The 21,965-nt window shown below is 42.0% G+C and carries 25 protein-coding genes; 14 read left to right on the forward strand and 11 right to left on the reverse strand.

Annotation, left to right across the window (positions count from 1 at the left end):
• Positions 1-55 precede the first annotated feature (55 nt).
• Positions 56-2,230 (forward strand): tetratricopeptide repeat protein, encoded by a 2,175-nt coding sequence (locus V7K98_RS17485; protein ID WP_335023980.1) that lies wholly within the window; start codon positions 56-58, stop codon positions 2,228-2,230.
• A gap of 376 nt (positions 2,231-2,606) precedes the next feature.
• Here the strand turns inward: V7K98_RS17485 and V7K98_RS17490 are convergent, their stop codons facing one another.
• Both V7K98_RS17490 and V7K98_RS17495 read right to left on the reverse strand, forming a co-directional pair.
• Positions 2,607-2,741 (reverse strand): hypothetical protein, encoded by a 135-nt coding sequence (locus V7K98_RS17490; RefSeq protein ID WP_335023981.1) that lies wholly within the window; start codon positions 2,739-2,741, stop codon positions 2,607-2,609.
• Positions 2,742-2,814: 73 nt separating this feature from the next.
• The gene (locus V7K98_RS17495) at positions 2,815-3,087 is read right to left on the reverse strand and encodes a type II toxin-antitoxin system HicB family antitoxin (protein ID WP_335023983.1); all 273 of its coding nucleotides are present in this window, start codon (positions 3,085-3,087) and stop codon (positions 2,815-2,817) included.
• Positions 3,088-3,283: 196 nt separating this feature from the next.
• On the opposite strand from V7K98_RS17495, the gene V7K98_RS17500 reads away from it, so the two are divergent.
• Complete coding sequence (locus V7K98_RS17500; protein ID WP_334857513.1) at positions 3,284-3,880, forward strand: tRNA-(ms[2]io[6]A)-hydroxylase; 597 nt, start codon at positions 3,284-3,286, stop codon at positions 3,878-3,880.
• 18 nt (positions 3,881-3,898) lie between these two features.
• Complete coding sequence (locus V7K98_RS17505; protein ID WP_335023985.1) at positions 3,899-4,303, forward strand: VOC family protein; 405 nt, start codon at positions 3,899-3,901, stop codon at positions 4,301-4,303.
• A gap of 385 nt (positions 4,304-4,688) precedes the next feature.
• Here the strand turns inward: V7K98_RS17505 and V7K98_RS17510 are convergent, their stop codons facing one another.
• The gene (locus tag V7K98_RS17510) at positions 4,689-5,303 is read right to left on the reverse strand and encodes a PEP-CTERM sorting domain-containing protein (protein WP_335023987.1); all 615 of its coding nucleotides are present in this window, start codon (positions 5,301-5,303) and stop codon (positions 4,689-4,691) included.
• Between the two features lie 530 nt (positions 5,304-5,833).
• Between V7K98_RS17510 and V7K98_RS17515 the strand changes: the two genes are divergently transcribed.
• The 4 genes from V7K98_RS17515 (at position 5,834) to V7K98_RS17530 (ending at position 9,183) form a co-directional block, all read left to right on the forward strand.
• Positions 5,834-7,138 carry an alkaline phosphatase PhoX gene (locus tag V7K98_RS17515; RefSeq protein WP_335023989.1) on the forward strand — a complete coding sequence of 435 codons (1,305 nt, stop codon included), beginning with the start codon at positions 5,834-5,836 and terminating at the stop codon, positions 7,136-7,138.
• Between the two features lie 233 nt (positions 7,139-7,371).
• On the forward strand, positions 7,372-7,863 hold the full coding sequence (locus tag V7K98_RS17520; protein ID WP_335024141.1) for a GNAT family N-acetyltransferase: 492 nt from the start codon (positions 7,372-7,374) through the stop codon (positions 7,861-7,863).
• A 99-nt stretch (positions 7,864-7,962) separates the two neighbouring features.
• Positions 7,963-8,640: a ComF family protein gene (locus tag V7K98_RS17525; RefSeq protein WP_335024143.1), complete on the forward strand. Its 678-nt coding sequence runs from the start codon at positions 7,963-7,965 to the stop codon at positions 8,638-8,640.
• Between the two features lie 87 nt (positions 8,641-8,727).
• Complete coding sequence (locus V7K98_RS17530) at positions 8,728-9,183, forward strand: PPC domain-containing protein (RefSeq protein ID WP_335023991.1); 456 nt, start codon at positions 8,728-8,730, stop codon at positions 9,181-9,183.
• Here V7K98_RS17530 and V7K98_RS17535 read toward each other — a convergent pair.
• Positions 9,176-9,334: a hypothetical protein gene (locus tag V7K98_RS17535; protein ID WP_335023993.1), complete on the reverse strand. Its 159-nt coding sequence runs from the start codon at positions 9,332-9,334 to the stop codon at positions 9,176-9,178. The two genes, V7K98_RS17530 and V7K98_RS17535, sit on opposite strands and share 8 nt — an antisense overlap.
• A gap of 25 nt (positions 9,335-9,359) precedes the next feature.
• Complete coding sequence (cobS, locus tag V7K98_RS17540; RefSeq protein WP_335023995.1) at positions 9,360-10,133, reverse strand: adenosylcobinamide-GDP ribazoletransferase; 774 nt, start codon at positions 10,131-10,133, stop codon at positions 9,360-9,362.
• A 379-nt stretch (positions 10,134-10,512) separates the two neighbouring features.
• On the opposite strand from cobS, the gene V7K98_RS17545 reads away from it, so the two are divergent.
• From V7K98_RS17545 to V7K98_RS17570, 6 genes are all read left to right on the forward strand, one after another.
• Positions 10,513-10,965, forward strand: a complete 453-nt coding sequence (locus V7K98_RS17545; RefSeq protein WP_012407086.1) for a hypothetical protein — start codon at positions 10,513-10,515, stop codon at positions 10,963-10,965.
• A gap of 275 nt (positions 10,966-11,240) precedes the next feature.
• Positions 11,241-12,380, forward strand: coding sequence for a tRNA guanosine(34) transglycosylase Tgt (tgt, locus tag V7K98_RS17550; protein ID WP_335023997.1), 1,140 nt, complete (start codon positions 11,241-11,243; stop codon positions 12,378-12,380).
• Positions 12,381-12,461: 81 nt separating this feature from the next.
• On the forward strand, positions 12,462-12,599 hold the full coding sequence (locus V7K98_RS17555) for a photosystem II reaction center protein K (RefSeq protein WP_006195022.1): 138 nt from the start codon (positions 12,462-12,464) through the stop codon (positions 12,597-12,599).
• A gap of 186 nt (positions 12,600-12,785) precedes the next feature.
• Entirely contained in the window at positions 12,786-13,082 is a 297-nt protein-coding gene (locus V7K98_RS17560) for a 2Fe-2S iron-sulfur cluster-binding protein (RefSeq protein ID WP_335023999.1), read from the forward strand.
• 173 nt (positions 13,083-13,255) lie between these two features.
• Positions 13,256-13,372, forward strand: a complete 117-nt coding sequence (gene psbM / locus V7K98_RS17565; RefSeq protein WP_012407089.1) for a photosystem II reaction center protein PsbM — start codon at positions 13,256-13,258, stop codon at positions 13,370-13,372.
• 34 nt (positions 13,373-13,406) lie between these two features.
• Positions 13,407-13,682, forward strand: coding sequence for a hypothetical protein (locus tag V7K98_RS17570; protein ID WP_335024001.1), 276 nt, complete (start codon positions 13,407-13,409; stop codon positions 13,680-13,682).
• Positions 13,683-13,734: 52 nt separating this feature from the next.
• On the opposite strand, the gene V7K98_RS17575 is transcribed toward V7K98_RS17570, so the two are convergent.
• From V7K98_RS17575 to V7K98_RS17585, 3 genes are all read right to left on the reverse strand, one after another.
• Entirely contained in the window at positions 13,735-14,349 is a 615-nt protein-coding gene (locus V7K98_RS17575; RefSeq protein ID WP_335024003.1) for an anti-sigma factor family protein, read from the reverse strand.
• A gap of 157 nt (positions 14,350-14,506) precedes the next feature.
• Positions 14,507-15,163 (reverse strand): sigma-70 family RNA polymerase sigma factor, encoded by a 657-nt coding sequence (locus V7K98_RS17580; protein ID WP_335024005.1) that lies wholly within the window; start codon positions 15,161-15,163, stop codon positions 14,507-14,509.
• Between the two features lie 368 nt (positions 15,164-15,531).
• On the reverse strand, positions 15,532-15,684 hold the full coding sequence (locus V7K98_RS17585; RefSeq protein ID WP_335024007.1) for a hypothetical protein: 153 nt from the start codon (positions 15,682-15,684) through the stop codon (positions 15,532-15,534).
• A gap of 690 nt (positions 15,685-16,374) precedes the next feature.
• Here V7K98_RS17585 and V7K98_RS17590 point away from each other — a divergent pair.
• Complete coding sequence (locus V7K98_RS17590; RefSeq protein ID WP_335024145.1) at positions 16,375-17,007, forward strand: L,D-transpeptidase; 633 nt, start codon at positions 16,375-16,377, stop codon at positions 17,005-17,007.
• Between the two features lie 67 nt (positions 17,008-17,074).
• Here the strand turns inward: V7K98_RS17590 and V7K98_RS17595 are convergent, their stop codons facing one another.
• The 3 genes from V7K98_RS17595 to V7K98_RS17605 form a co-directional block, all read right to left on the reverse strand.
• On the reverse strand, positions 17,075-17,614 hold the full coding sequence (locus tag V7K98_RS17595; protein WP_094331309.1) for a late competence development ComFB family protein: 540 nt from the start codon (positions 17,612-17,614) through the stop codon (positions 17,075-17,077).
• Positions 17,615-17,735: 121 nt separating this feature from the next.
• Positions 17,736-18,671, reverse strand: coding sequence for a M23 family metallopeptidase (locus V7K98_RS17600; protein WP_335024009.1), 936 nt, complete (start codon positions 18,669-18,671; stop codon positions 17,736-17,738).
• Between the two features lie 879 nt (positions 18,672-19,550).
• On the reverse strand, positions 19,551-21,341 hold the full coding sequence (locus tag V7K98_RS17605) for a pentapeptide repeat-containing protein (RefSeq protein WP_335024011.1): 1,791 nt from the start codon (positions 21,339-21,341) through the stop codon (positions 19,551-19,553).
• Positions 21,342-21,965 lie beyond the last annotated feature (624 nt).

Here is a 21,965-nt window from a genome sequence, read left to right on the forward strand (position 1 = left end):
ACCGCAAAATTTACCCCTGAGTGGGGTAGTTGATTTTGTTGGGCGTGAAAAAGAATTGCAAAATCTGCACCAACTTTTGCAGGATAATAAACAAGTAGCCATTGCTGCGATCGCTGGGATGGGTGGAGTAGGTAAAACAGAACTCGCCTTACAATATGCCATTCAGCACCGCGAAACATACAACGGTGGGCTTTGCTGGTTGCTAGCAAAAACTGGGGATGTGGGCATTCAAGTTGTACAGTTTGCCAGAACGCAGCTTGATTTAAAGCCGCCAGAAGATTTTGATTTACTCGCCCAAGTGCAATACTGTTGGCGGCGTTGGCGTGAAGGTGATGTGCTGCTAGTGCTGGATGATGTCAGCGACTACGAGGAAGTTAAGCGTTATTTACCGTCGTCATCTTCTCGGTTTAAAGTGCTGATGACTACGCGCCAGAAGTTGGGACGCATCGCACAATTATCTTTAGATGTGCTGCAACCAGAGGCGGCGCTAGAGTTATTAAAGTCTTTACTCAAAGAAACACCAGAGCGAATTGAGCGAGAATTAGCTACAGCAAATCAGTTGTGTGAATGGTTAGGATATTTACCTTTGGGTGTGGAATTAGTGGGGCGCTATCTGGCGCGGAAACAGGATTTATCTTTAGCAGAAATGTTGCGGCGATTGGAGAACAAGCGATTAGATGAGCGTTCCCTCTCTAAATCTAAGTCGGAAGCTGACATGACAGCACAACGAGGTGTGTTAGCAGCCTTTGAGTTGAGTTGGCAAGAATTAGAGGACGATGATAAGCAATTGGGTTGTTTATTGAGTTTATTTGCCGCCGCACCTATACCTTGGAAGTTGGTGGAACAGTGTTTACCAGATGAAGATGTTGGAGATTTGGAAGAAATTAGAGACGATTGCTTGCTGAATCTGCATTTACTTCAGCGTAAAGGTGAGGGAATTTACCAACTGCATCCACTATTGAGGGAGTTTTTTCAATATCAGTGTACAGGTTTAGAACAGGCAGAGGAATTAAAGCGATCGCTTTGTAGGGTAATGGTAGCAGTTGCTAAAGATATTCCTGAATTCCCTACTCTTAAACAAATCTACAATGTTACTCCCGCCATACCTCATTTAGCAGAAGTAGCAAAGAATCTCATTCAATACGTCAAGGATGAAGATTTAATTTGGGCTTTCATCGGTAACGCTCAATTGTATCAAGATCAGGGATTGTATAATCAAGCAGTATCTTGGTATGAACAGTCTCTAACAGTCACTAAAAAGCGCTTGGGAGAGTCAGATGTATCTGTTGCCCAAAGTCTGAACAATCTGGCAGAACTATACTACTTACAAGGAAGATATAGCGAAGCTGAACCCCTGTTCTTGCAAGCATTGGAACTCAGGCGACATTTGCTGGGAAAGGAACATCTAGATGTTGCACTTAGCCTCAGTAACTTGGCACAACTCTACAACTCCCAAGGAAGATATAGCGAAGCCGAACCCCTGTTCTTGCAAGCATTGGAACTCAGGCGACATTTGCTGGGAGAGTCACATATATCTGTTGCCCATAGTCTCAATAACCTGGCGGGACTCTACAATTACCAAGGAAGATACAGCGAAGCCGAACCTCTGTACCTGCAAGCTTTGGAATTAAAGCGATGCTTGCTGGGAGAAGAACATCCAGATTTTGCCCATAGTCTCCACAACCTAGCGTTCCTGTACTACTTACAAAGGAGATATAGCGAAGCCGAATCCCTCAATCTGCAAGTTTTGGAACTAAGGCGACGCTTACTGGGAGAAGAACATCCAGATTTTGCCTATAGCCTCAACACCCTGGCAGGACTCTATGAATCTCAAGGAAGATACAGCGAAGCCGAACCTTTAAACCTGCAAGCATTGGAACTAAGGCGACGCTTACTGGGAGAAGAACATCCATCTGTCGCAGATAGTCTCAACAACCTAGCGCAACTCTACCGTTCCCAAGGCAGGTACAGCGAAGCCGAACCCCTTGACATCCAAACTTTGGCACTTAGGCGCAAACTGCTGGGTGAAGAACATCCACATGTCGCAATTAGTCTCAACAACTTAGCAAAACTCTACTACTTACAAGGAAATTATGCAAAATCCGAACCATTGTATCTGCAAGCATTAGATATTTTTGAGCAACGGTTAGGCGCAAATCATCCAAATACTATTACTGTGCGTGAAAATTTGGCATATTTGCGCGATCGCCTCCCCCCAAACCCAGAATAGGCAAGTTCTGTGCAAAGCCTACCATGTTAAAAGCTAGATTTGCGATCGCGTAAACTAAAATTTATATCAAGCTAAGTAAAAATCCCTGATTACTTACTCAAAATGGCGTTTGACTTACTCAAAAAAAGCTTTTGCTTTCTCAAACCTCAGTTTGCTTACTCATTTTGGTGTTTTCCGCAAGCAAAATCAACTTCTGCTTTCTCAAAAGAAGCTTTTACTTACTCAAACCCCAGTTTGCTTACTCATTTTGGTGTTTTCTGCAAGTAAAATCAACTTCTGCTTTCTCAAACCCCAGTTTGCTTACTTATTTGAGTAATTCACGTATTCATTTTGGAAGCGATCGCTGTTGTCATCAGACATCGCTTCTCGCCAAATCTTAAAAGCTATTCCATTCTTCTAGCGTGATTTCCCGCTCTAGAATAACCTCAACTTCCCCAATCATCATCCGCAATTGGGGTACAGAATATTCATCATTAGAGGGAATAGTTAGGCGACATTCCCCGTAAACCATAAACTGATGTCTTGTTCCAGAAAAAGGCCCATCAAAGCCAAGCCATCGTAATTTCTTTACAAAATCACGACGCTTACAGGGTATCTATCGGCTCAAGAGTCGGCTCCTTGTTGAGGTCAATATTATCAATTACTGGTAGAGAATGTCCCAGCTTTAACCCAAGCAAAATCCAGTCTTCTAGTATTGAGCGTAATTCATCCTCACACTCGCGCAAAGTTGATGCAAAGGCTATCACTCCTTTGCAAACAGGAATCCTACCTGCAAACGTACCATCTTTGAGCTTGTCATAAATTGCCTGAGCGATCGCTCGGTCAACATAATCGCTCAGAATAAACCTTATGGCCATGAAGTCTCGTGTTGTGCTACCAGTTTAATCTTACATTTAACCCTCAGTTTTTCTTAGTCCGTGGAGGTGGACTAAGCCTATATAGGCGTGAATTCTATTCGCTTGGGCTATAAAAGCAACAAATTGCGCCATCCACGATTAAAATCAATTTGCTAAGGTACTCAGCTAAATTAATATTCTGGAGTTTTGTGACTCTGTGCTTACTCAGTTACCAACTATTAACGTCCTAAAACAGCCCACTAGCTCTGCTTGGGTTGAACAAGCGATCGCTAACTTAGACATCATCTTACTCGATCACTCCCACTGTGAACGCAAAGCAGCAGGCGTGGCTTTGAACATGATGTTTCGCTACCCTTCCAATACTAAAATGGTTCGGGAATTAACTGCGATCGCCCGTGAAGAACTAGAACACTTTGAGCTAGTTAACCAATGGTTAGAACGCCGGAACATTCCCTTAGCTCCTTTACCCCCACCTCCCTACGGCGCAGGTTTAAAGGCTCAAGTTCGCCCTAAAGAACCTGAGCGATTTTTGGATTCCTTACTAGTCACTGGTTTAATCGAAGCTCGCTCTCACGAACGCCTGGGGCTATTAGCTGCTCACTGTCCAGAACCAGAGCTAGCAAAATTTTATCGGGGGTTAATGGCATCCGAAGCGCGTCACTACGGTATATATTGGGTTTTAGCTGCTACTTATTTCGACAAAGAAATTGTCATGCAACGGCTTGATGAATTAGCAATTGTCGAAAGCGAGTTGCTGGCGACTTTGCACTCAGAACCAAGAATTCACAGTTAGTAGATTAAGGTAACAGACATGAAGCTTCAGTTAACACACCTGAGACTGCTTGTATCCAACTACAAAGATTCTTTTCTGTTCTACCGGGATCTGCTAAAATTTGATGTCGATTGGGGCGATGAAGATAGCGGATATGCTGAGTTTAATACCGGATATCTCAAGCTGGGTTTGTTCAAAAAAGAATTAATGTCTGAAGTAGTTCCAAGAATTGAACAGCCTTCATACGTCGTGAATCGAGATAAGATTGCCTTAATTTTCGCAGTCGATAACGTAGATGAGGTTTATCAGCAAGTAAAGAGTCAGAATGCGATCGTTGTGACTGAACCACAAGATCGTTCAGACTGGGGAATTCGCACGGCTCATTTTCGCGATCCTGATGGCAATCTTATCGAAATCTACAACAATCTCGGAATTATTAGTTAAAAGTTTACTCTTAGTTTGATTTATTATTACCCGATTCATATAAATAGGGGACATATTTGCAATACGTCCCCCTAGAAGTTTTAGGCATTTATAACCTTCTAAATTTTTGGTCATTACAGCACTTACTGCTGCTATGAAGTACAGATACTTGGGATGCTATTAGTATTCTGTCAAGCTAGTAATAAAAAGTTTGTAGTAAGCACTTTAGTGCTTAGAAAATAAGGACTGAAGTCCTTACTACGAACTTTCTTACCCAACTATAAGCACAGAGCAAGGATAATTCTATCAATTAGTGTGCCTCATAACTTTGGGAAGTGCTGTAAAGCTAGAATAATGTTTAATTACAGTTCTAATCAGACTAGCTTCAACTATTCAGGTTCACTGTTTATGTAGATGCTGGCTTTTTCTTCAGGACTCTATTCACAAAACCAAGAACCAGCAAACCAAAAATTGCACCAGGTTCAGGAATAGCAGTTGCAGTCAACTTACCCCCAAGATCCAACCTACAGTTTGGGTATGTATTGCATACTTCTGGTGAAAGGTCATCCTTCAAGAATATTTTAGCCGTTGGTAATCCTTGTTCGGCATTTAGATAAGTATAAAAATCTAAACCTGTCACATCAGTTGCAAAGTCAATTCCTAAATCAAAACCATTAGTTGCGTCAAAGTTGCCAGTTTGTAGAACAGTCTTTGTGACTGGATCAAAGTTGAAATTAAAACTGCTATCCGATTGCGGAAAATTGTAGTTAAAAGTTTGTAACAATGTTCCCTGTGGGTTGAAGAAAGAAATAGCAAAATCAGTCAGTTGATCCTTGGTAACAATACTTCCCAGAAAACTATCATCATAGCTGAACTCCCCCTTAGCTGAATAGCCTTTATCTCCTAGCCAATCAAGCTCAAAAGAAGCAGCATCAGCACTGGGAGCTTGAATTAAACTAGCCATAGAGCTAAAAGCAACAACAGCTACAGTAGCTTTGATTTGGTTACGAATGCTTTTCATTTTCTTGGTATTTGATATCGTAGTTAACTGCAAAATTTTCATCAGCATTGCAATCAATACTGATTATTCCTTCAAAATGTGAACTTTAGAAACTTAATTCATGTACCTTGTTAGGCACTCTAAAAGGCAGCATAATCTATGCTAGTTGGCTTAATTCCTCTTATAAATAGAGGTTTTAGGCTCTGGAAATGACAATAAACTATGACCTTTGTTATCCGATTTGTTTCTGAAAAACCTTCAGGGAAATTGTATCACTTAGATTCCAATTAATCATGATATTTTTTGGTTACTTTTTCATATAAAAATATCAAAAAGCATAATTTATTCTCAGAGGATTATATTTATTTAAATTAAACAAATCTTTAAGTCTTCTTAATCAAGTGTTGCTCTATTGCCAACATACAAGCATTTTTTACTTTATATAACTTTATCTTTTGTTAACTAACCCTAAATTAAATAAAGCATTACCCAAAATTAATCAAAATCAAATATTTTCTCTTCAGCATTATGTAAGTAACCAAATCATCCTCATGACATTCTCAAGACGTAAATTCTTTGCAATAGCAGGTACAACTGCTGTCGGCACCTTGATGGTGTCTCCTTTAGAAGGTCTGCTTGCCAGAAAAGCTTTTGGACAAAAACTTGGTAAAGGATATGGGCCACTTTTTCCAGGTGCTGATGGGATTTTAGAAGTACCAAGGGGATTTCAGTATCAAGTTATATCTCGCACAGACACCCTAATGAGCGATGGGAATCTAGAGCCTAGTAATCATGATGGGATGGCAGCCTTCCCTGGGCCTAAAAACACAACAATCTTGGTTCGCAATCACGAACTTAGCATCACTTCTAGTACAAAAGTACAAGTGCTAAATCCCTACGATCCGATTTGCAGAGGTGGCACTACAACCTTGGTTGTTGGGCCCAATCGCCAGCTGATAAAACAGTTTGCCTCTCTCGGTGGAACCATTCGTAACTGTGCTGGTGGTTTAACTCCTTGGGGTTCGTGGATTAGCTGTGAAGAAGATGTCACTATACCAACTGCAACAAACGGAGTTACTAAGCCACATGGTTATAACTTTGAGGTTCCAGCTAGTGCCACTTCTCCTGTTCAGCCATTACCTCTAGTTGAAATGGGACGATTTAATCATGAGGCTGTAGCTGTAGATCCTAAAACTGGGATTGTTTATCAGACTGAAGATAATGGGAGTAGCCTCTTCTATCGCTTTATTCCAAAACAGTATGGCAATTTAAAAGCAGGAGGCACTCTCCAAGCTTTGAGGATTAAGAATAGACTAGAGGTTAACACCATTACCGGTTTCGTAGTTGGAGAGAAATGGGATGTAGATTGGGTAACTATTCCTGACCCAAACCCCACTACTGTAGATAATGTTAGAGTGCAAGGCCGGACTTTAGGTGCAGCGCGGTTTAGCCGAGGGGAAGGCATCTGGTATCACAAAAAAGGCAAAGGCGAATTTTACTTCACTGCAACAAGTGGTGGCCCTGTAGGTGGTGGTCAGGTCTGGCGCTACATTCCGGGTGAAGAAACAATTGAATTATTTGTCGAGTCTCAATCTAAAAATGAACTCGATATGCCTGACAACATAGTTGTGGCACCTTTTGGCGATCTGATTCTCTGTGAAGATGGAGATGGTGAAAATTTCTTAAGAGGTGTGACTCCTAAAGGCGAACTTTATAATTTTGCACGCAACGCTTTCAATGATAGCGAGTTCGCTGGTGCTTGCTTCTCACCTGATGGTCAGACTTTATTCGTCAACATTCAGACCCCTGGTATTACTTTAGCTATTTGGGGCCCTTGGAATAGTAATAGAGGCTGATTTTAGTTGTAATCTCAATTCAGCGATATAGTAGCCCGCCGCACGCTACTATATCGCTGAATCATGGTTGTTGAGCAGACAAGGGAAGGGGAAAATAATTCCTCTTCCCTTGTCCCTTTATTGATACCTTGAGAGTGCCGCCTAAAATCAACTCTGCAAGAATTGCTATTTGCTGGGTAAATTGGGATATAGAACCAGAAAATTTTCTGTGTAAACTTGACCAGCAAATGGTAATGAAAAACTATTATCAAGATTTTATAATTCGTGATTGGGTTGCAAGCGATCGCACAAGAGCCGCGGAAGTCATCAGTTATGTATTATCAGAATACGGTATCGGTTGGGAACCAAAGGGCGCTGACCAAGATGTGCTGCGAGTCGAGGAATGTTATTTGGCTACTGGGGGAGAGTTTTGGGTAATTGAACACCAAAGCCAGTTAGTAGGAACTGGGGCATACTACCCCATACACCGAGGTGAAAAAGCTGTAGAAATCCGCAAAATGTATCTTTTGCCCAGCATTAGGGGTTTAGGATTAGGGAAATATTTGTTACAACAGCTAGAAGCAGCGATCGCAAACCGTGGTTTTCACGAAATTTGGATTGAAACCGCCAGCGTTCTGGTGGAAGCAGTCAAGCTGTATGAAAGCAACGGCTACACACCAGCAACAGGAGTAGAAACACCACGCTGCGATCGCGTGTATTTTAAGTCATTAGTCATTGGTCATTAGTCATTGGTCATTGGTCATTGGGCATTGCTCATTTCATTGGTCATTAGACATTAGCTAACGACAAATGACAAGTGACTAATGACAAAGGACAATTCTAAAATGCACCCTTGGATTAAAAATCTCACAGGCTTACTCAATCTTTTTCTCCAATCTCATTGCCCTCTATGTCAACGCGCAACTTCCCAAGAATTTTGTCAGAACTGCACCAGACAACTGCAAAAATGTCAACGGAAAGACCAGATTTCTCTATGGAAAGAGCCAATACCAGTGTTTGGCTGGGGAGAGTATGGTGGCCCAGTTAAACGAGCGATCGCGGCGATGAAATACGAAAATCAACCCCAAATAGCTCGCCCCTTGGGTCAATGGTTAGGAGAAGCATGGTTGTTAAATTCACCAAGGGGAGATAGCCAGCCTGTGGTAGTTCCTATTCCAATGCACCCTCGCAAGCAAAAGCAACGTAAATACAATCAAGCTGCACTAATAGCACAAAGCTTCTGCGAAATAACTGGATTAAAATTGAAACTAAACGGTTTAGCCAGAGTGCGAGAAACTGAAGCGCAATTTGGCTTATCGGTATCTAAACGAGAAAAAAACTTGGCTCAAGCTTTTGCTGTTGGACAAGAATTTCGCGATCGTCCTCCAAATGTTCCTGTGCTGTTAGTGGACGACATTTATACTACTGGTGCTACTGCCAGGTCTGCTGTGCAAACACTTCGTCAGTATGGAATAGTGGTCTTAGGATTAGTAGCAGTAGCCACTGCCGTCAAAGACGGATAAATCCAGACTTCATGAGTTAATTTGAACATATAAACGTATAAATTGACTGAATCACCCTATTTTTATGGAAAAAATTGCTTGAAATGTATGAATAAAGTTTTTGCGGCGGGTTTAAAACAACTCATGATTATTCCTGCCACATTGCTGGCAATAGGTATAAGTACAAGTGCAGCTTTTGCTCAAAATAAGTTGTATAGTCCAATTCCTTTATCTAACAGTACTGAAATTACTGATACTCTCTCAGATAAAGACATTCCCACAGGTCAAGGTGGCTTTGCTCGTGATTATACTGTGAAGTTACAAAAGGGTGATAATTTAGCAGTTGACCTGTCATCGGAAAACTTTGACAGCATCATCACACTGCTAGCACCTGATGGTTCAACTCTGGCAGAAAATGATGATGGGCCTGATGGTACTAGCAATTCTCTACTGTTTACCCGCATCGTAGAAACAGGGAATTATGTTATTCGTGTCCGGTCTTTTGGAGAAACTGGGGTTGGGGCTTTTAAACTCAAGGTGACAAAGCTGCAACCGATTAAGTGAATTGGGGATTGGGGATTGGGGATTGGGCATTGGGCATTGGGGATTGGGCATTGGGGATTGGGCATTGGGCATTGGGCATTGGGGATTGGGCATTGGGCATTGGGCAGCAGTTATTCTCCCTCATCTCCCTCATCTCCCTCATCTCCCCCACTCCCCACTCCCTACTCCCCCACATTTTAAAAAACGGTCATTACGCAGAGAAATAAGGCTTCAGTCCACTCGACGACTGCGCCGTAGGTGTCTCCGGTGTGTCCGCCTAATTTGTGGTTGAACCATGCACCGGTTAGAGTGGCGATCGCACTTCCGGCTATTATCATTCCTAGTGCGAGAAATAATTGCTGTTTATCTATCAGCACAAGTAAACCACTCAAACCCAACAGCAAAAGCAATCCTGGCAATAAATCTTTGTAAGAACGAATGGCTTGCTTGTGAAATGCACCTTTGCCAGTTGGTTTGAGATAAGGATATCGCGCGATCGCTACCTGTTGTCCCCAACGTCCCCAGCCACAAGCAGCCATCAATAATAAACAACGGTTTTCTGGCATATCTGTTAAGGCTGTGATTTTGAGCAGGACTAAGGCGATCGCAGTCATTGCCCCAAATGCACCCGTAGCACTATCTGCCATCACCTCCAGCCGCCGTTTTGGATCGCCCACTGCCAAACCATCGGCGGTATCCATTGCCCCATCTAAGTGCAGTCCTCCAGTTATGGCAATCCAAACACTTACTACCAAAGCACTACGAGTTAACACTGGCATACCAAGATAATCCATCCCCGCATCCAGTAACCCTAAAATTCCCCCAATCATTAACCCTACAAGCGATGCAAGACGCGCCACTCCCTGAAAGTCTAATCCGTTAAAATACGGCAATGGAATACTTGTGTAAAATATAATACTAGCTGCCAGCCTTAACAGCAGCTTTTTCCACCACTGTTGCTGTTTCGTCATCTGAGTTACATTAATATTTGGTTAATTGCTGGATAATCATCACAATTTGACTACAATTGAACATATCAGTACACTTTAAAGCTTTAGATAAGATTTACTTCTGTTAGAGATTATCACTGAAAATTTTGTTATGCTAGTCTAAGTAGCGTGTAAAAATTTCGGGTAGTTTTTTATACGCAAAACAAATGATTCAGGGGATTAAAATTCCATCAGGAATCAAAATTTGTGTTTTGTATTCGTTAACTAAAAACTTACTCCAAATTGTTAGACGATTGCCCCACAAAATTGATATTTTTTTAAATGTAGGGAGTAAACAAGCTATTCAATTATGACAGTTTAGCTTTGTTGTCGCTCTCCTTAGCTCAATCGCTATTTTCCTATGAGTCACCATCTACCCGACACCAGGATACCAGCTCCGTGCATTATTAACACGGGCATCATTGTGAATAAGCTCGACATCCGGCGATTGCTGGCAGATTTAGGTCGAGTCCACTACATCTACACCCAAGAAGATAAGGTACTGAGCGAGGGTGAAGGGGATGTGATGGAAGTTTTTGCTAATCCACAAAGGTCTACCTTAGTGGCTAACCATGCGCTATATTTGAATGTCTGTAGTTTTGATTACTTGGAACTCAAACAGTCATCGCAACAAGAAACTTACTTCGATTTGATGCAAGAGGGAGTGTGTCTGCGGTTGATTCCCCGCTCAACCCCCATCCAAGAGCGACGAGAGCGAACTTTCAATGTCAGCGCCATAGAAGCGATGATGGAGCAAGTCCTCTCAGCCAGATGGGATGCAGAAATTGACGATGACTGTTCTGATTCTTTCTAAAATAACGACTACTATAGCAATTTGATGTAGGGGCAATTCATGAAAAACTCCACCCACAAGGGGATGGAGTTTTTGGGCATGGGGAACAGGGCATGGGGCATGGGGAAGAAGTTACCAATGCCCAATGCCCAATCCCCAATGCCCCAAGCGACGGGGCGACTATCCCTCTACAGACACCTGGGGATGGAGTTTCCCGTCGCTTTCAATGAATTGCCCCTACATCGTATAGTTTTGCATAAGTCTTAATAGGCGCATCTTCAAAAATCTAAAATGGCATGAGTGCGAATTTTTCCTTTGAATGTCTTGCTTGCTGTAGTCAGACAAAAGCTAGAGCCGGAGTGTTTTATACTCCTCACGGGGTTGTAGAAACCCCCAGATTTATGCCAGTGGGAACGCTGGCAAATGTCAAAACTATTACCCCAGCCCAGCTACGAGATACTGGGGCGCAAATGGTCTTATCTAATACTTATCATCTTCACCTCCAACCAGGGGAAGCGATCGTGGCCGGGGGTGGTGGATTGCACAAGTTTATGGGGTGGAACGGCCCAATGCTCACCGATTCTGGTGGGTTTCAGGTGTTCAGCTTAAGTGAGATGCGAAAAATTACTGAAGAAGGTGTAACTTTCCGCTCACCTCATGATGGACGAATTATTAATTTGACACCAGAACGCTCCATTGAGATTCAAAATACTTTAGGGGCAGATGTGATTATGGCCTTTGATGAGTGTCCGCCCTACCCAGCGACTCGCCAAGAAGTTGAAACTGCAACTGAGCGGACTTATCGTTGGTTAGAACGTTGTATAACGGCTCATCAACGCAGTGAACAGGCTTTGTTTGGGATTGTGCAAGGGGGCGTGTATTTGGATTTACGTTGCCGTGCGGCTGAAGCTTTGGCTAAGTTAGATTTGCCTGGATATGCCATTGGTGGCGTGAGTGTGGGAGAACCACCAGAATTGATGGCTGAGATTGTAAAAGTGACAACACCACTTCTACCGCCTGAAAAGCCACGTTATTTGATGGGTGTAGGTACTTATCGGGAAATGGCGATCGCGATCGCATCTGGTATAGATTTATTTGATTGCGTAATTCCCACTCGCTGGGCAAGACATGGAACAGCAATAGTAAAGGGCGGACGCTGGAATTTAAAAAATGCTAAGTTTCGTGAAGATTTTACGCCATTAGATGAAACTTGTCATTGCTACACATGTCAAAATTTTAGCCGTGCTTACATTTCTCATTTAGTGCGATCGCAAGAAATTTTAGCTTATACCTTGTTGAGCATTCACAACATTACCGAGCTAATTCGCTTTACCCAAAAGATTAGAGAAGCAATATTAAGCGATCGCTTCACCACAGAATTTGGTCACTGGTTCAACAAAGAAACGCAAGATCAAGAGTGCGAAGTAGGTGAATAAGGAAGAATGCCCAATGCCCAATCCATGTTAGGATACTTTTCAAGTATGAAAGCTGTGTTGAATAGGTGAATTTAAATAAACATGGAAGCAGCACTTTTATTAGCAAAACTGCCTGAAGCTTACCAAATCTTTGATCCTTTGGTAGACGTTCTCCCAGTCATCCCTGTATTCTTCTTGTTGCTTGCTTTCGTTTGGCAAGCAGCCGTAGGATTTAGATAAGTTAATCTATTTTTCAATTGACTAGGACAGGTGCTATACCTGTTCTATTTTTTTGTGGCACTATATTTTATAAAATTAATATTTATTAATATTTTGCAATGATTTAATATAATAAATAAGATATGAATCAAGCCATGTCAATATGAAGCCTTGAAAGCCAAGCTTAGAGTCAAGGAGGAATCAGTTATGGGTAATATCAAATTCGTTAAAGAGAATAAAGAAGTAGTGGCTGCCGATGGTGCAAATCTCCGGCTCAAAGCGATGCAAAATGACATTGATATATATACATTTATTGGCAAGATGACCAATTGCGGTGGTAATGGTCAATGTGGTACTTGCATTGTTGAGATAGTCGAAGGACTAGAAAATCTTTCTCCCCGCACAGATGTAGAAAACCGTAAATTCAAGAAAAAGCCGGAAAATTACCGTCTTGCCTGTCAAAGTTTAGTGAATGGCTCAGTCAGCGTAGTTACGAAGCCTTAAGTTATCAAATCTGCCATTGCCTGAATTTCTATCCAGTCAGTAGTCAAAATACTTACCAAAATTGAGTTTATTCATTTTGAATTTTGAATTTTGAATTTTGAATTGGTATAACTTGTCATCGATAATGGTATCCTAATGTTGTTGACTGGAAAACTAAAAGAGGCTTTCTTGCCATGCAAGTTAATGACCTGGGGTTCGTAGCGAGCATTTTGTTCGTATTAGTTCCCACTGTGTTTTTACTAATTCTGTACATCCAAACTGCTAGCCGCCAAGGTGGAAAAGATAGTTAAGAATCTGTGTATAAAATAAATAACCCCTGCACTAGTGGTGTGGGGGTTTTTATTTTATACACAGGTAACTAATAGCATTCCTTTAGGGGCAATTCATAAATTGCCCCTACAGTCTGGAGTTTTGCTATCCTATAAAAAATACTGTGCTGGCAAAGTAATTGATGCTAAAAGAGCTTTTGTAGAAGGTAAATTGTTTGTTCTGCCAATGGGCTACCCAGCAATGATGCTAGGGGATGGCCAAGTTTACAGATATTTACTTTCTTTTTATAAGCCAAGAATTTTAAATGAGCTAGGGCGTGTCATCAATTAAGACAGTGGTTTAACCGCAAAATACAGTTATGTTCTTTAAACTGTTAATACGATTAGTTTATGTCCTGTTTGGGATCGTGACCTTGCGGTTGTATCGGATAGGTTGGATTTTGTCGAGGAGCTACTGCTGCTTTCGGAATTTCAATAACCGGGTTATTTAGTCCCACCATCAAAGGGGAAGGTGGAATTATAGATGCTGAGGAAGTTTGAATCGGTTCCTTTTGTGGTCGTTGCGCCAGTTGGGGCACATTCAAACCACCGGATACCAAGCTAGATACTGCACCGATTACACAAGCAGCAACAGCTGCACCTCCCGCCATCCAGTTTAAACGAGAACGGCGGCGTAAACGTGTCAATACTTGCTGAACTGTTGCTTCTGTTGACTCTTGGGCTGTGGGCACTGGGAGAGTCCGCAAGCCTTGGCGCAGCTTTAACAATCGAGCATACAAGCATTGAACGGAGACATCATTTGCCAGCCATTCTTCTACTTGCCTGCGTTCAGGGGCTGTGACTTCACCATCAAGATAAGCACTCAATAACTCGAAGCGATCGCGCTTCACCATATCCATAAGACCCGTTGATTCATTGGTATGCTTGGCCATTCCGTCTGAAAAATCTTGAGGAAGTTGCAAAGAAGAACGGTCGTAAAACTGAGAATCAGTAGTCATCTTAACATTATTACCAATTCATACACGGTTAAACTGGGCGGGAATTTCGGGAAAATTAGCCATTTTTCCTTCTTAAGGCAGAAGTAATCTACGTCTTTATCGTAATTCTTAATCTATGCTTAAATTCTGTCATTGGGCAGAGGCAAGATCCTGTAAATTAGGAGTCTAGATAATTCTGCAAGTGAGCTTGCAGCCTCGATCTAGCTCTGGCTATTCTTGATTTCACAGTTCCTAAAGAAACTCCAGTGATTTCAGCAATTTCTTCATAAGCCATACCCTCGATTTCTCTCAGGACAATGGTAGTACGAAAAACTTCTGGTAAATCCGCGATCGCTTCCCGCAATTGCTCGTAAAATTCTCTAGTTGTCAGTTCTTCTTCAGGGCCTGGGGTATCGCCGGCGATTTCCCAATCCATCTCGCCATCCTCTAACGAGCGGGGAGCATCCAGTGACAAAGGACTAACAACCCGCTTGCGTTTGCGCAACTCATCGTAAAACAAGTTGGTGGCAATGCGGCTTAACCAGCCCCGAAATTTAGCAGGCTCTTGTAATCGGTTAATATTCCGATACACTCGAATCCAAACTTCTTGAGCTAAATCGGCTCTGTCAGACCAATCTGGAGCTAGGTGGTATAGAACTCTATCAACCTGACTTTGATAGCGGCGTAATAGTTCTGAAAACGCAACACGATCTGGCCGCAGTCCAGCTTGACAGCGCAAAATCAAATCGTGGTTAGGGAGTTTGTCAACTTGCACTGATGCTTCTGGATACTGTGCATCAACCGTTGACCAGGATACAGTAATCGACTGACTCATAGATCGTACTGGCTCTAAATCATCCCTATCTATTAGACCTGTTAATGGAACAGAAGTTCCATGCTAAGGTGACGGATTTATGACTGGAACACGGAAGCAGACAATTTTGGATACATTTGTAGCAATAAGCAGAACCACTTTTTCCTTATACTGCTCCCATAGTTGCTCAAAACCCATTAATTTATAAAGGCGCGGCAATATGCACATTTTAGTACTTTTAGCAACTGGGTATATACGCTTGATAAAAATAATTAAATCTGGTTATTAAGAATGAAGATAAAAATTTTGTACTTCTAACTTCTTGATACTTTTAAAATTCAGGTAATAATTTTTGGGAGTTCGGTTGCTGCGGTTACTATAATGGTGATTTATTTTTTCGATTTTGTAACCAAAATAGTTGCTGATTGCTCTAGCTGTAACCCGTAAGTAGCACTAGTGTTATGTTGCTCTGGTACGCGAACTTGAAAAAACAAATTCAGGGAAAATGTAATTGTGACTGCTAGCAATAGTTTTTCAAACATGATTTTTCTCCCACCTACGCCACTAATCATTGATTGCTACATTGCAAAAGTTCTGCCAGAAAGTCCAAGTATTGGCTTACAACCCCCAGAACTTTGGAGGAATGAGGTTGCTCGCTTGGAGTTCTTTTGCTGGGACAATTTGCATAGTCTTAGTTTGCCCAGAGGTGTTGGCAGATTTATATCAGAAATGATAAGTATTGATAAATTTTTGATAATCGGATGATGAACCCATCCAAATGCTCGGCTGGATATGTCAGGGATAAACAATAGGCGATGGCAATGGCAAGAAACGAATCTGTAGGGCGGATGGTAATGTTGCTCTGTTTTGGCACAGCATTTTTATCTTTAGCTGTCCACTGGCGGATTACTACGGCGGAACAGCAGTTTACAAAGTCTGCATCTACTTCGATGCGGCGAAATTCCACTCTCACCAATCCGAAAGGAAGCCGATCAGAGGGAGTCTACAGGAATCTCTCACAAGTGAGTTTAGGAGAAATTGCGCTGGGTGCATCTGTGACACCTGGTGAAGTGGCCCAAGGTTCAACTGTCCAAAAGAGGGTTACACTAAATTCCTCTGCTCTTAAGCCTGGAACTAAGTCGAAACTAATTAAGAAGAATGTAGCGAAAGCAACGACTCGGAGAGCTTCTACACTCAAATATTCTGCTCTTAAGTCTGAAACTAAGTCAAAAATAATTAAGAAAAATGTAGTTAAAGCAACGACTCAGAAGAATTTTAAACCAAAGTCTTCTACTATTAAACCTCAAACTCAGCCGAAAAAAATTAGGAATAATGTAGCTGAAGTAACTGAACCACCAATTAATACGCAGATGGTGGCGCAAACAGAAAAACAAAATCCAGTTGCAGATAGTTGGCCAAAAGGTCTATGGTCTCAGGCTTCAGCCCAACAAGTACCATCTAGTAGGGTAGCAGATGGCAAGACGCAGGTGGTGGTTGATTTAAGCGATCGCCGCACTTATGTATATGCAGGAGATGAGGTGATAGCCAGCTACCCAATTGCCGTAGGTAAGAAAGGTTGGGAAACACCCACAGGTTCTTTCCAGGTGATCCACATGCGACACTATCCAATCTGGCGACACCCAATTACAGGGAAAGTATTTGAGGCTGGTACGGATAGCCCCTTGGGAGACAGATGGATTGGTTTTTGGTCAGATGGACGCAATGAAATTGGTTTTCACGGCACGCCAGATATTGACTTAGTAGGAACGGCTGTATCCCACGGCTGCTTAAGGATGCGTAATTCTGATGTCAGAATGCTTTATGAGCAGGTGAGTATAGGGACAACAGTGTTAGTGCGTAATTAATCGATAGAGTCATTAGTCATTAGTCCTTTGTCTAAAACAAATGACAAATGACCAATGACCATTAAAATTATAATTTTTGCTCAAAATTAGGTGCATAAGTTTGGAGTAAAGCACTAACTTGGCGTACAACCTCATTACCAGTGTTTTTGCCTAAAGCTTGCCGTTCTGGGAAGAAATTGGGTCGATCTAGGTAACGGTTAATCGCTTCACTTACTTGCTGAGAAATTAAGTCTTGTAGTTGTGCTAGAGCGGTTTGGCGTTGGAAGCTAGCACCCTCTTCTGTAGTAGCATACAAAGGTGGTAGCCGATTGAGGGCGTAAGCAGCAATATCACCGACATCTAGAGAACTTTCGCTGGTCGCTTCAATTTCTGCAACTCTGGCGATCGCTTCTGTTAGTACTAATTCTTCCATAACATTAATGAATTGTTTGCGAGGTACCGCCACTACCTCACCGGTCAATAGCGCTCCCATCAGCCTATCCAAAGCCATGTACTCTTCAATTGAGAGTTCTGAAGCGTTGTCACAGATTCTACCGACTTCTGCTTCCATTGCTGGTGTCAAATAACCATCCTGGAGAGCTTGTTCTACAATTTTTTCGATACTCATAACACTTATCATCATTTATGTTAGCAAAGCTTGGTAGGGACGGTATCAATCCAATTGATTTTGCCTAATCTTCAGCAAAAAAAACACAAATTATGCACAGACGCGATCCATTCCGCCTCTACTAATTAACGACCTTAGTTTGCCAAGGTGTCGGGTCAACAGATTGTCCGTTGACATACAGACCCCAGTGCAAATGTGGCCCCGTGGCAGCGCCTGTTGAACCAACTGCGCCAATTACTTGACCAGCTTTCACAAAATCACCTTCTTTAACGTTAATACGACTCAGGTGCATGAAAATACTGGTTACTCCTTGACCGTGGTCAATGCCAACTACGTTACCGTGTATCCGAAACCCTTGGGATACCCTACCTACCAAAGCAACTCGCCCAGGGGCTGGGGCAATTACCGGAGAACCGGCAGCACCAGCGTAGTCAAGACCACGATGATAGTAGTCCTTTGCAAATGTACCATTATAGTAGCGACGTACACCATAGGTTGTACTCATTCGTCCTGCATTTGGCTTCAGAAATACTCCATTCCAATACTTTTCTAGTGTTTGTAATGCTTTAAAAGCTGCGACACGCTTAAGTTCGTATTCTGTGGCATCCACTCCGGCTTTGCCAGGTGGTAAAGTAATGCGTTGTATGGGGAACTTGCGATTAAGCACATTCACTGCCAAGTTTTGTACTTGACCATCCCCTGCAACCCGAAGTGTTCTAGTTCCGGCCTTTTCTAGTGGAGTTGTGGGAACAAAAGCCCGATACTGATTGGGAGAAATTTCAAAGGCAGGGTATGTATTCTTACCCGTAGCTACTGTTGGATTTGTACCATTATCTGGATTAACTAGATTAATCTCCACCGAGAGGGTATCCCCTAATTTCGGAGTAGTTGGAGTCACCTTTACTTGTAAAGCGTCTACAGGCAATGCCAAGGTGATAGGGAGAACAGCAAATATTCCCTTTAACACATTTATTACACGGTGATTGGCTGTCAAACTTTTGACATCAAAACCGAGCAACTTCTTGTTTGAACTACTAGCGCTATTCTCAATAATCATAGAGCTACAAAATATTCCTTGCTTGTATTGGAAAATAGACTAGCTTATTTCTACTTGTGTTTGTTGTTTTTAGTAGATGTTGTTGAAACCCCTAACTTTTGGCAAACTCTACAGAGACTTATAGACAGCAGACGTACAGAAGTGGGATATAAGGCAGAATGATTTGTAACTGTAGTTTAGGAATTGGTATTAACTTTAATAACCAAGTTGTATTACATTGGCAATAATCTTAAAATTTAACTAGATTGATGGTAAAGACGCTTTTGCGCTTTGCATATAGGAATCTGTTGTTAGGCAACAAAAGAAACCAGTTCAGATTATAGCCATTACATAATAATACTTGAAGGAAATCTTGGAATCAACTGGACACTTGTTCAACTGGACACTCATACTACACCGTTAATTTAAAGTTAGTGTAAGTAAATCACGCAAACTATAGGATTACTATTTGATTTTTGAACAAAGTTAGGTATTGTAGAGTGTCTTAAGCTGTTCTGCATTTAATTTGTATGATTAGGGCGGGCAAGATTCCTACCCCACAAGAGTTTTATTTGATTTGATTATTCAATTTAGATGATTTTCAGCTTAGAACGGAATTCGTAACGCACTATTCTCAAGGGTTTGATGCGTTACTACGTATATTTTCAGAAATCAAACCGGATTCCTATAGGTGAACTAAGGGCAAGGTGTCAAAAATAACCCCCTAAAAGTTAGGGAAAGCTCGATTTAGTAAGCAGTTGAGTATTTAATTTACACAAGCAGGGTGGGAATCTTACAATTAGCGTCAAGTTAAGAAAAGTTTCCCGCCCCAAGGTAAGGAAATAGAATGACAGTTGATTTAGCCTAAAGAGCAAAAAGTAAAGATGTCTCCACGTCTCCTCAATTCAATCCCAGTTCTTCTTTTAATGCCTCCGGTACATTAACTGCTTTCTCTAATCCGCGCACACCCTCCCACTGCTGCTTTTTGCCCCAGGTCATTTTTTCCATATTGGCATCGCTAAGGTCTGCACCACCAAGAATGGCAAAGCTGAGGTCACTGTTGCTCAGATTCGCACCATTCAGAATAGCACCACTGAGATTACTGCCACTGAGGTTAGCCCTATTAAGATTGGCATAACTGAAGTCTGTACCGAAAAGGATAGCGTCGGAGAGGTCAGCATCACTGAGGTCGGCTTCGCTGAGAATCACCCCACTGAGATCGGCTTCACTGAGAATCACCCGACTCAGGTCTACGCCACTCAGGTCTGCACCTAAAAACATTGCGCCGTTAAGTTTAGCGTTATTAAGTTTAGCACCATTAAGTTTGGCATAGCTGAGGTCAGCAGCGATGAGGATGGCATCACTAAGATTCGTACTGAAAAGAATTGTGTCGCTGAGGTTAGTACCGTTGAGGATGGCATGACTCAAATCAGCACCACTGAGGTCGGCGCGGCAGAGATCAGCATGGTTAAGGTTAACGCTGTTGAGGTTAGCTTCACTTAGATTTGCACCAAAAAGGATGGCATGACTCAGGTCAGCATGGCTAAGGTTGGTGCTGTTGAGGTCGGCGCGGCTGAGGTCGGCGCGGCTGAGGTTGGCGCGGCTAAGGTTGGTGCTGTTGAGGTCGGCGCGGTTGAGATCGGCGCGGCTGAGATTGGTACAGGTGAGGTTAGCACCACTAAGGTTTGTGCTGCTGAGGTCGGCACCACTGAGGTTAGCACCACTGAGGTTTGCACCACTGAGGTTTGCATCGCCAAGGTTTGCACCGCTAAGGTTAGCACCGATGAAGTTTACGCCAGTTAAGTTGGCATCGCCGAGATAAGCAAGGCTGAGGTCAGCACCGCTAAAGTCTGCCCCGGTGAGGTTGGCATCGCCTAAGTAAGCACTGCGAAAGTTACCGCCTTTGAGAAATTGCCCGACTATACTGCTAAAGTTACCAATTTCTAGGGCATCGCTATAGTTGACGATCCGTAGTAGTTGGGATGTGAAAAAATTGTCTGTATCGGGTTGTTCTGATGGATAGAAGGTGATTTTTTGTTTGAGTTCGTCTTGCTCTTGGGCATAGCGGTGTAACTCTAACAGTAAAATAAGTACATTTAGCCCTGTATATATGTCTACCTGTCTCAACCCAAGAGCAATATTTTGTGCCGCTAGCTTTAACCTTGTTTTCTGAGGTAGGTTATCATCTGGTGTCCCATCGATAAATTCTCCTTGACACCAACGACGATAAAAATCTTCTAGCTGCCAGAAAAGTACTTCTAGGCTAATTTTTTGATTAGACACAACAAATTGAATTATTTGTTGGACTATTTCTGGTTTTAGCGCTCCATTGCCTAGTAAATCATAAATCTCTGTATGCATCTGGCGATGTCCACGATGGGCTACGCCTACGTACCCTCTCATATATAACTCTGATGGTGGCGTGTCTAATGTGCGATCGCCTATCTTAGAACTCCAATCACTCTTTGGTATTGTCCATTTTTCTAAGCTTTCTTGCAGTCTTTGAAACCATAAATCTTCATGCAAATTATCTTGAGTAAATTTACCACTTTTGTCTAGTTCTTTAATACTTTTTGCTAGGGGTAAAACTGCTTCAGTTTCCACAGATGTCGTCTTTGGCATCTTTTGTAACCTTACATCCCTTACATAATTTCTCAGCAGTTGCCAGACTTGAGATAAATATGTTGACATTTCCGTGTCCGTTGTTACATTTTAATTACTGTTTTGATAATTTTGAACTAAAATTTTTTCTGTGCTACTTTGCTTATCATTGCCAAAAATAAATAGTATCAATAAATACTACACGAAAAATATCATGTGTTGGCATATCTATGATGGGCTATACAAATGGCGTTCTTGGATGCCGACTTCTGTCTAACCCATAGTTACCTCAAGCTTCTTCTCTTGATGCGAGTAAAGTTTCATCGGAAAAAATCTTTCAAAAAGCAAGTAGTTTTTCTACTTTGGCTAATTTGTTATACTTTCTTTCCCAGATATTTACTAAGCGATCGCGCATTTAATTTGCACAGCTAGGGCGGGCAAAATGCTTACCCCACAAGAGATTCATTTTTTTGAGGATGCAAATTAAAAGATTTTTAGCTTAATCTGGTATAAAAATAATACTTACTATTTGTAAGAGACACAACTGTTAGGAAAAATCATCCTGTACAAGAGTGTAACAAAGGTAGAAAAATGGCAACAAAAACTGAGTCTAAAGTTAGCTGCTTTATCTGAAGCAGCTAACAGAATTGGTAAAAAGCAGGCTATATAGCTTCGCAGAAGTTAAAAGTTAACTACGGTATCTTGATCGGGGAA

It is taken from the genome of Nostoc sp. (genome assembly GCF_036917435.1).
Taxonomy (GTDB): Bacteria; Cyanobacteriota; Cyanobacteriia; order Cyanobacteriales; family Nostocaceae; genus Nostoc.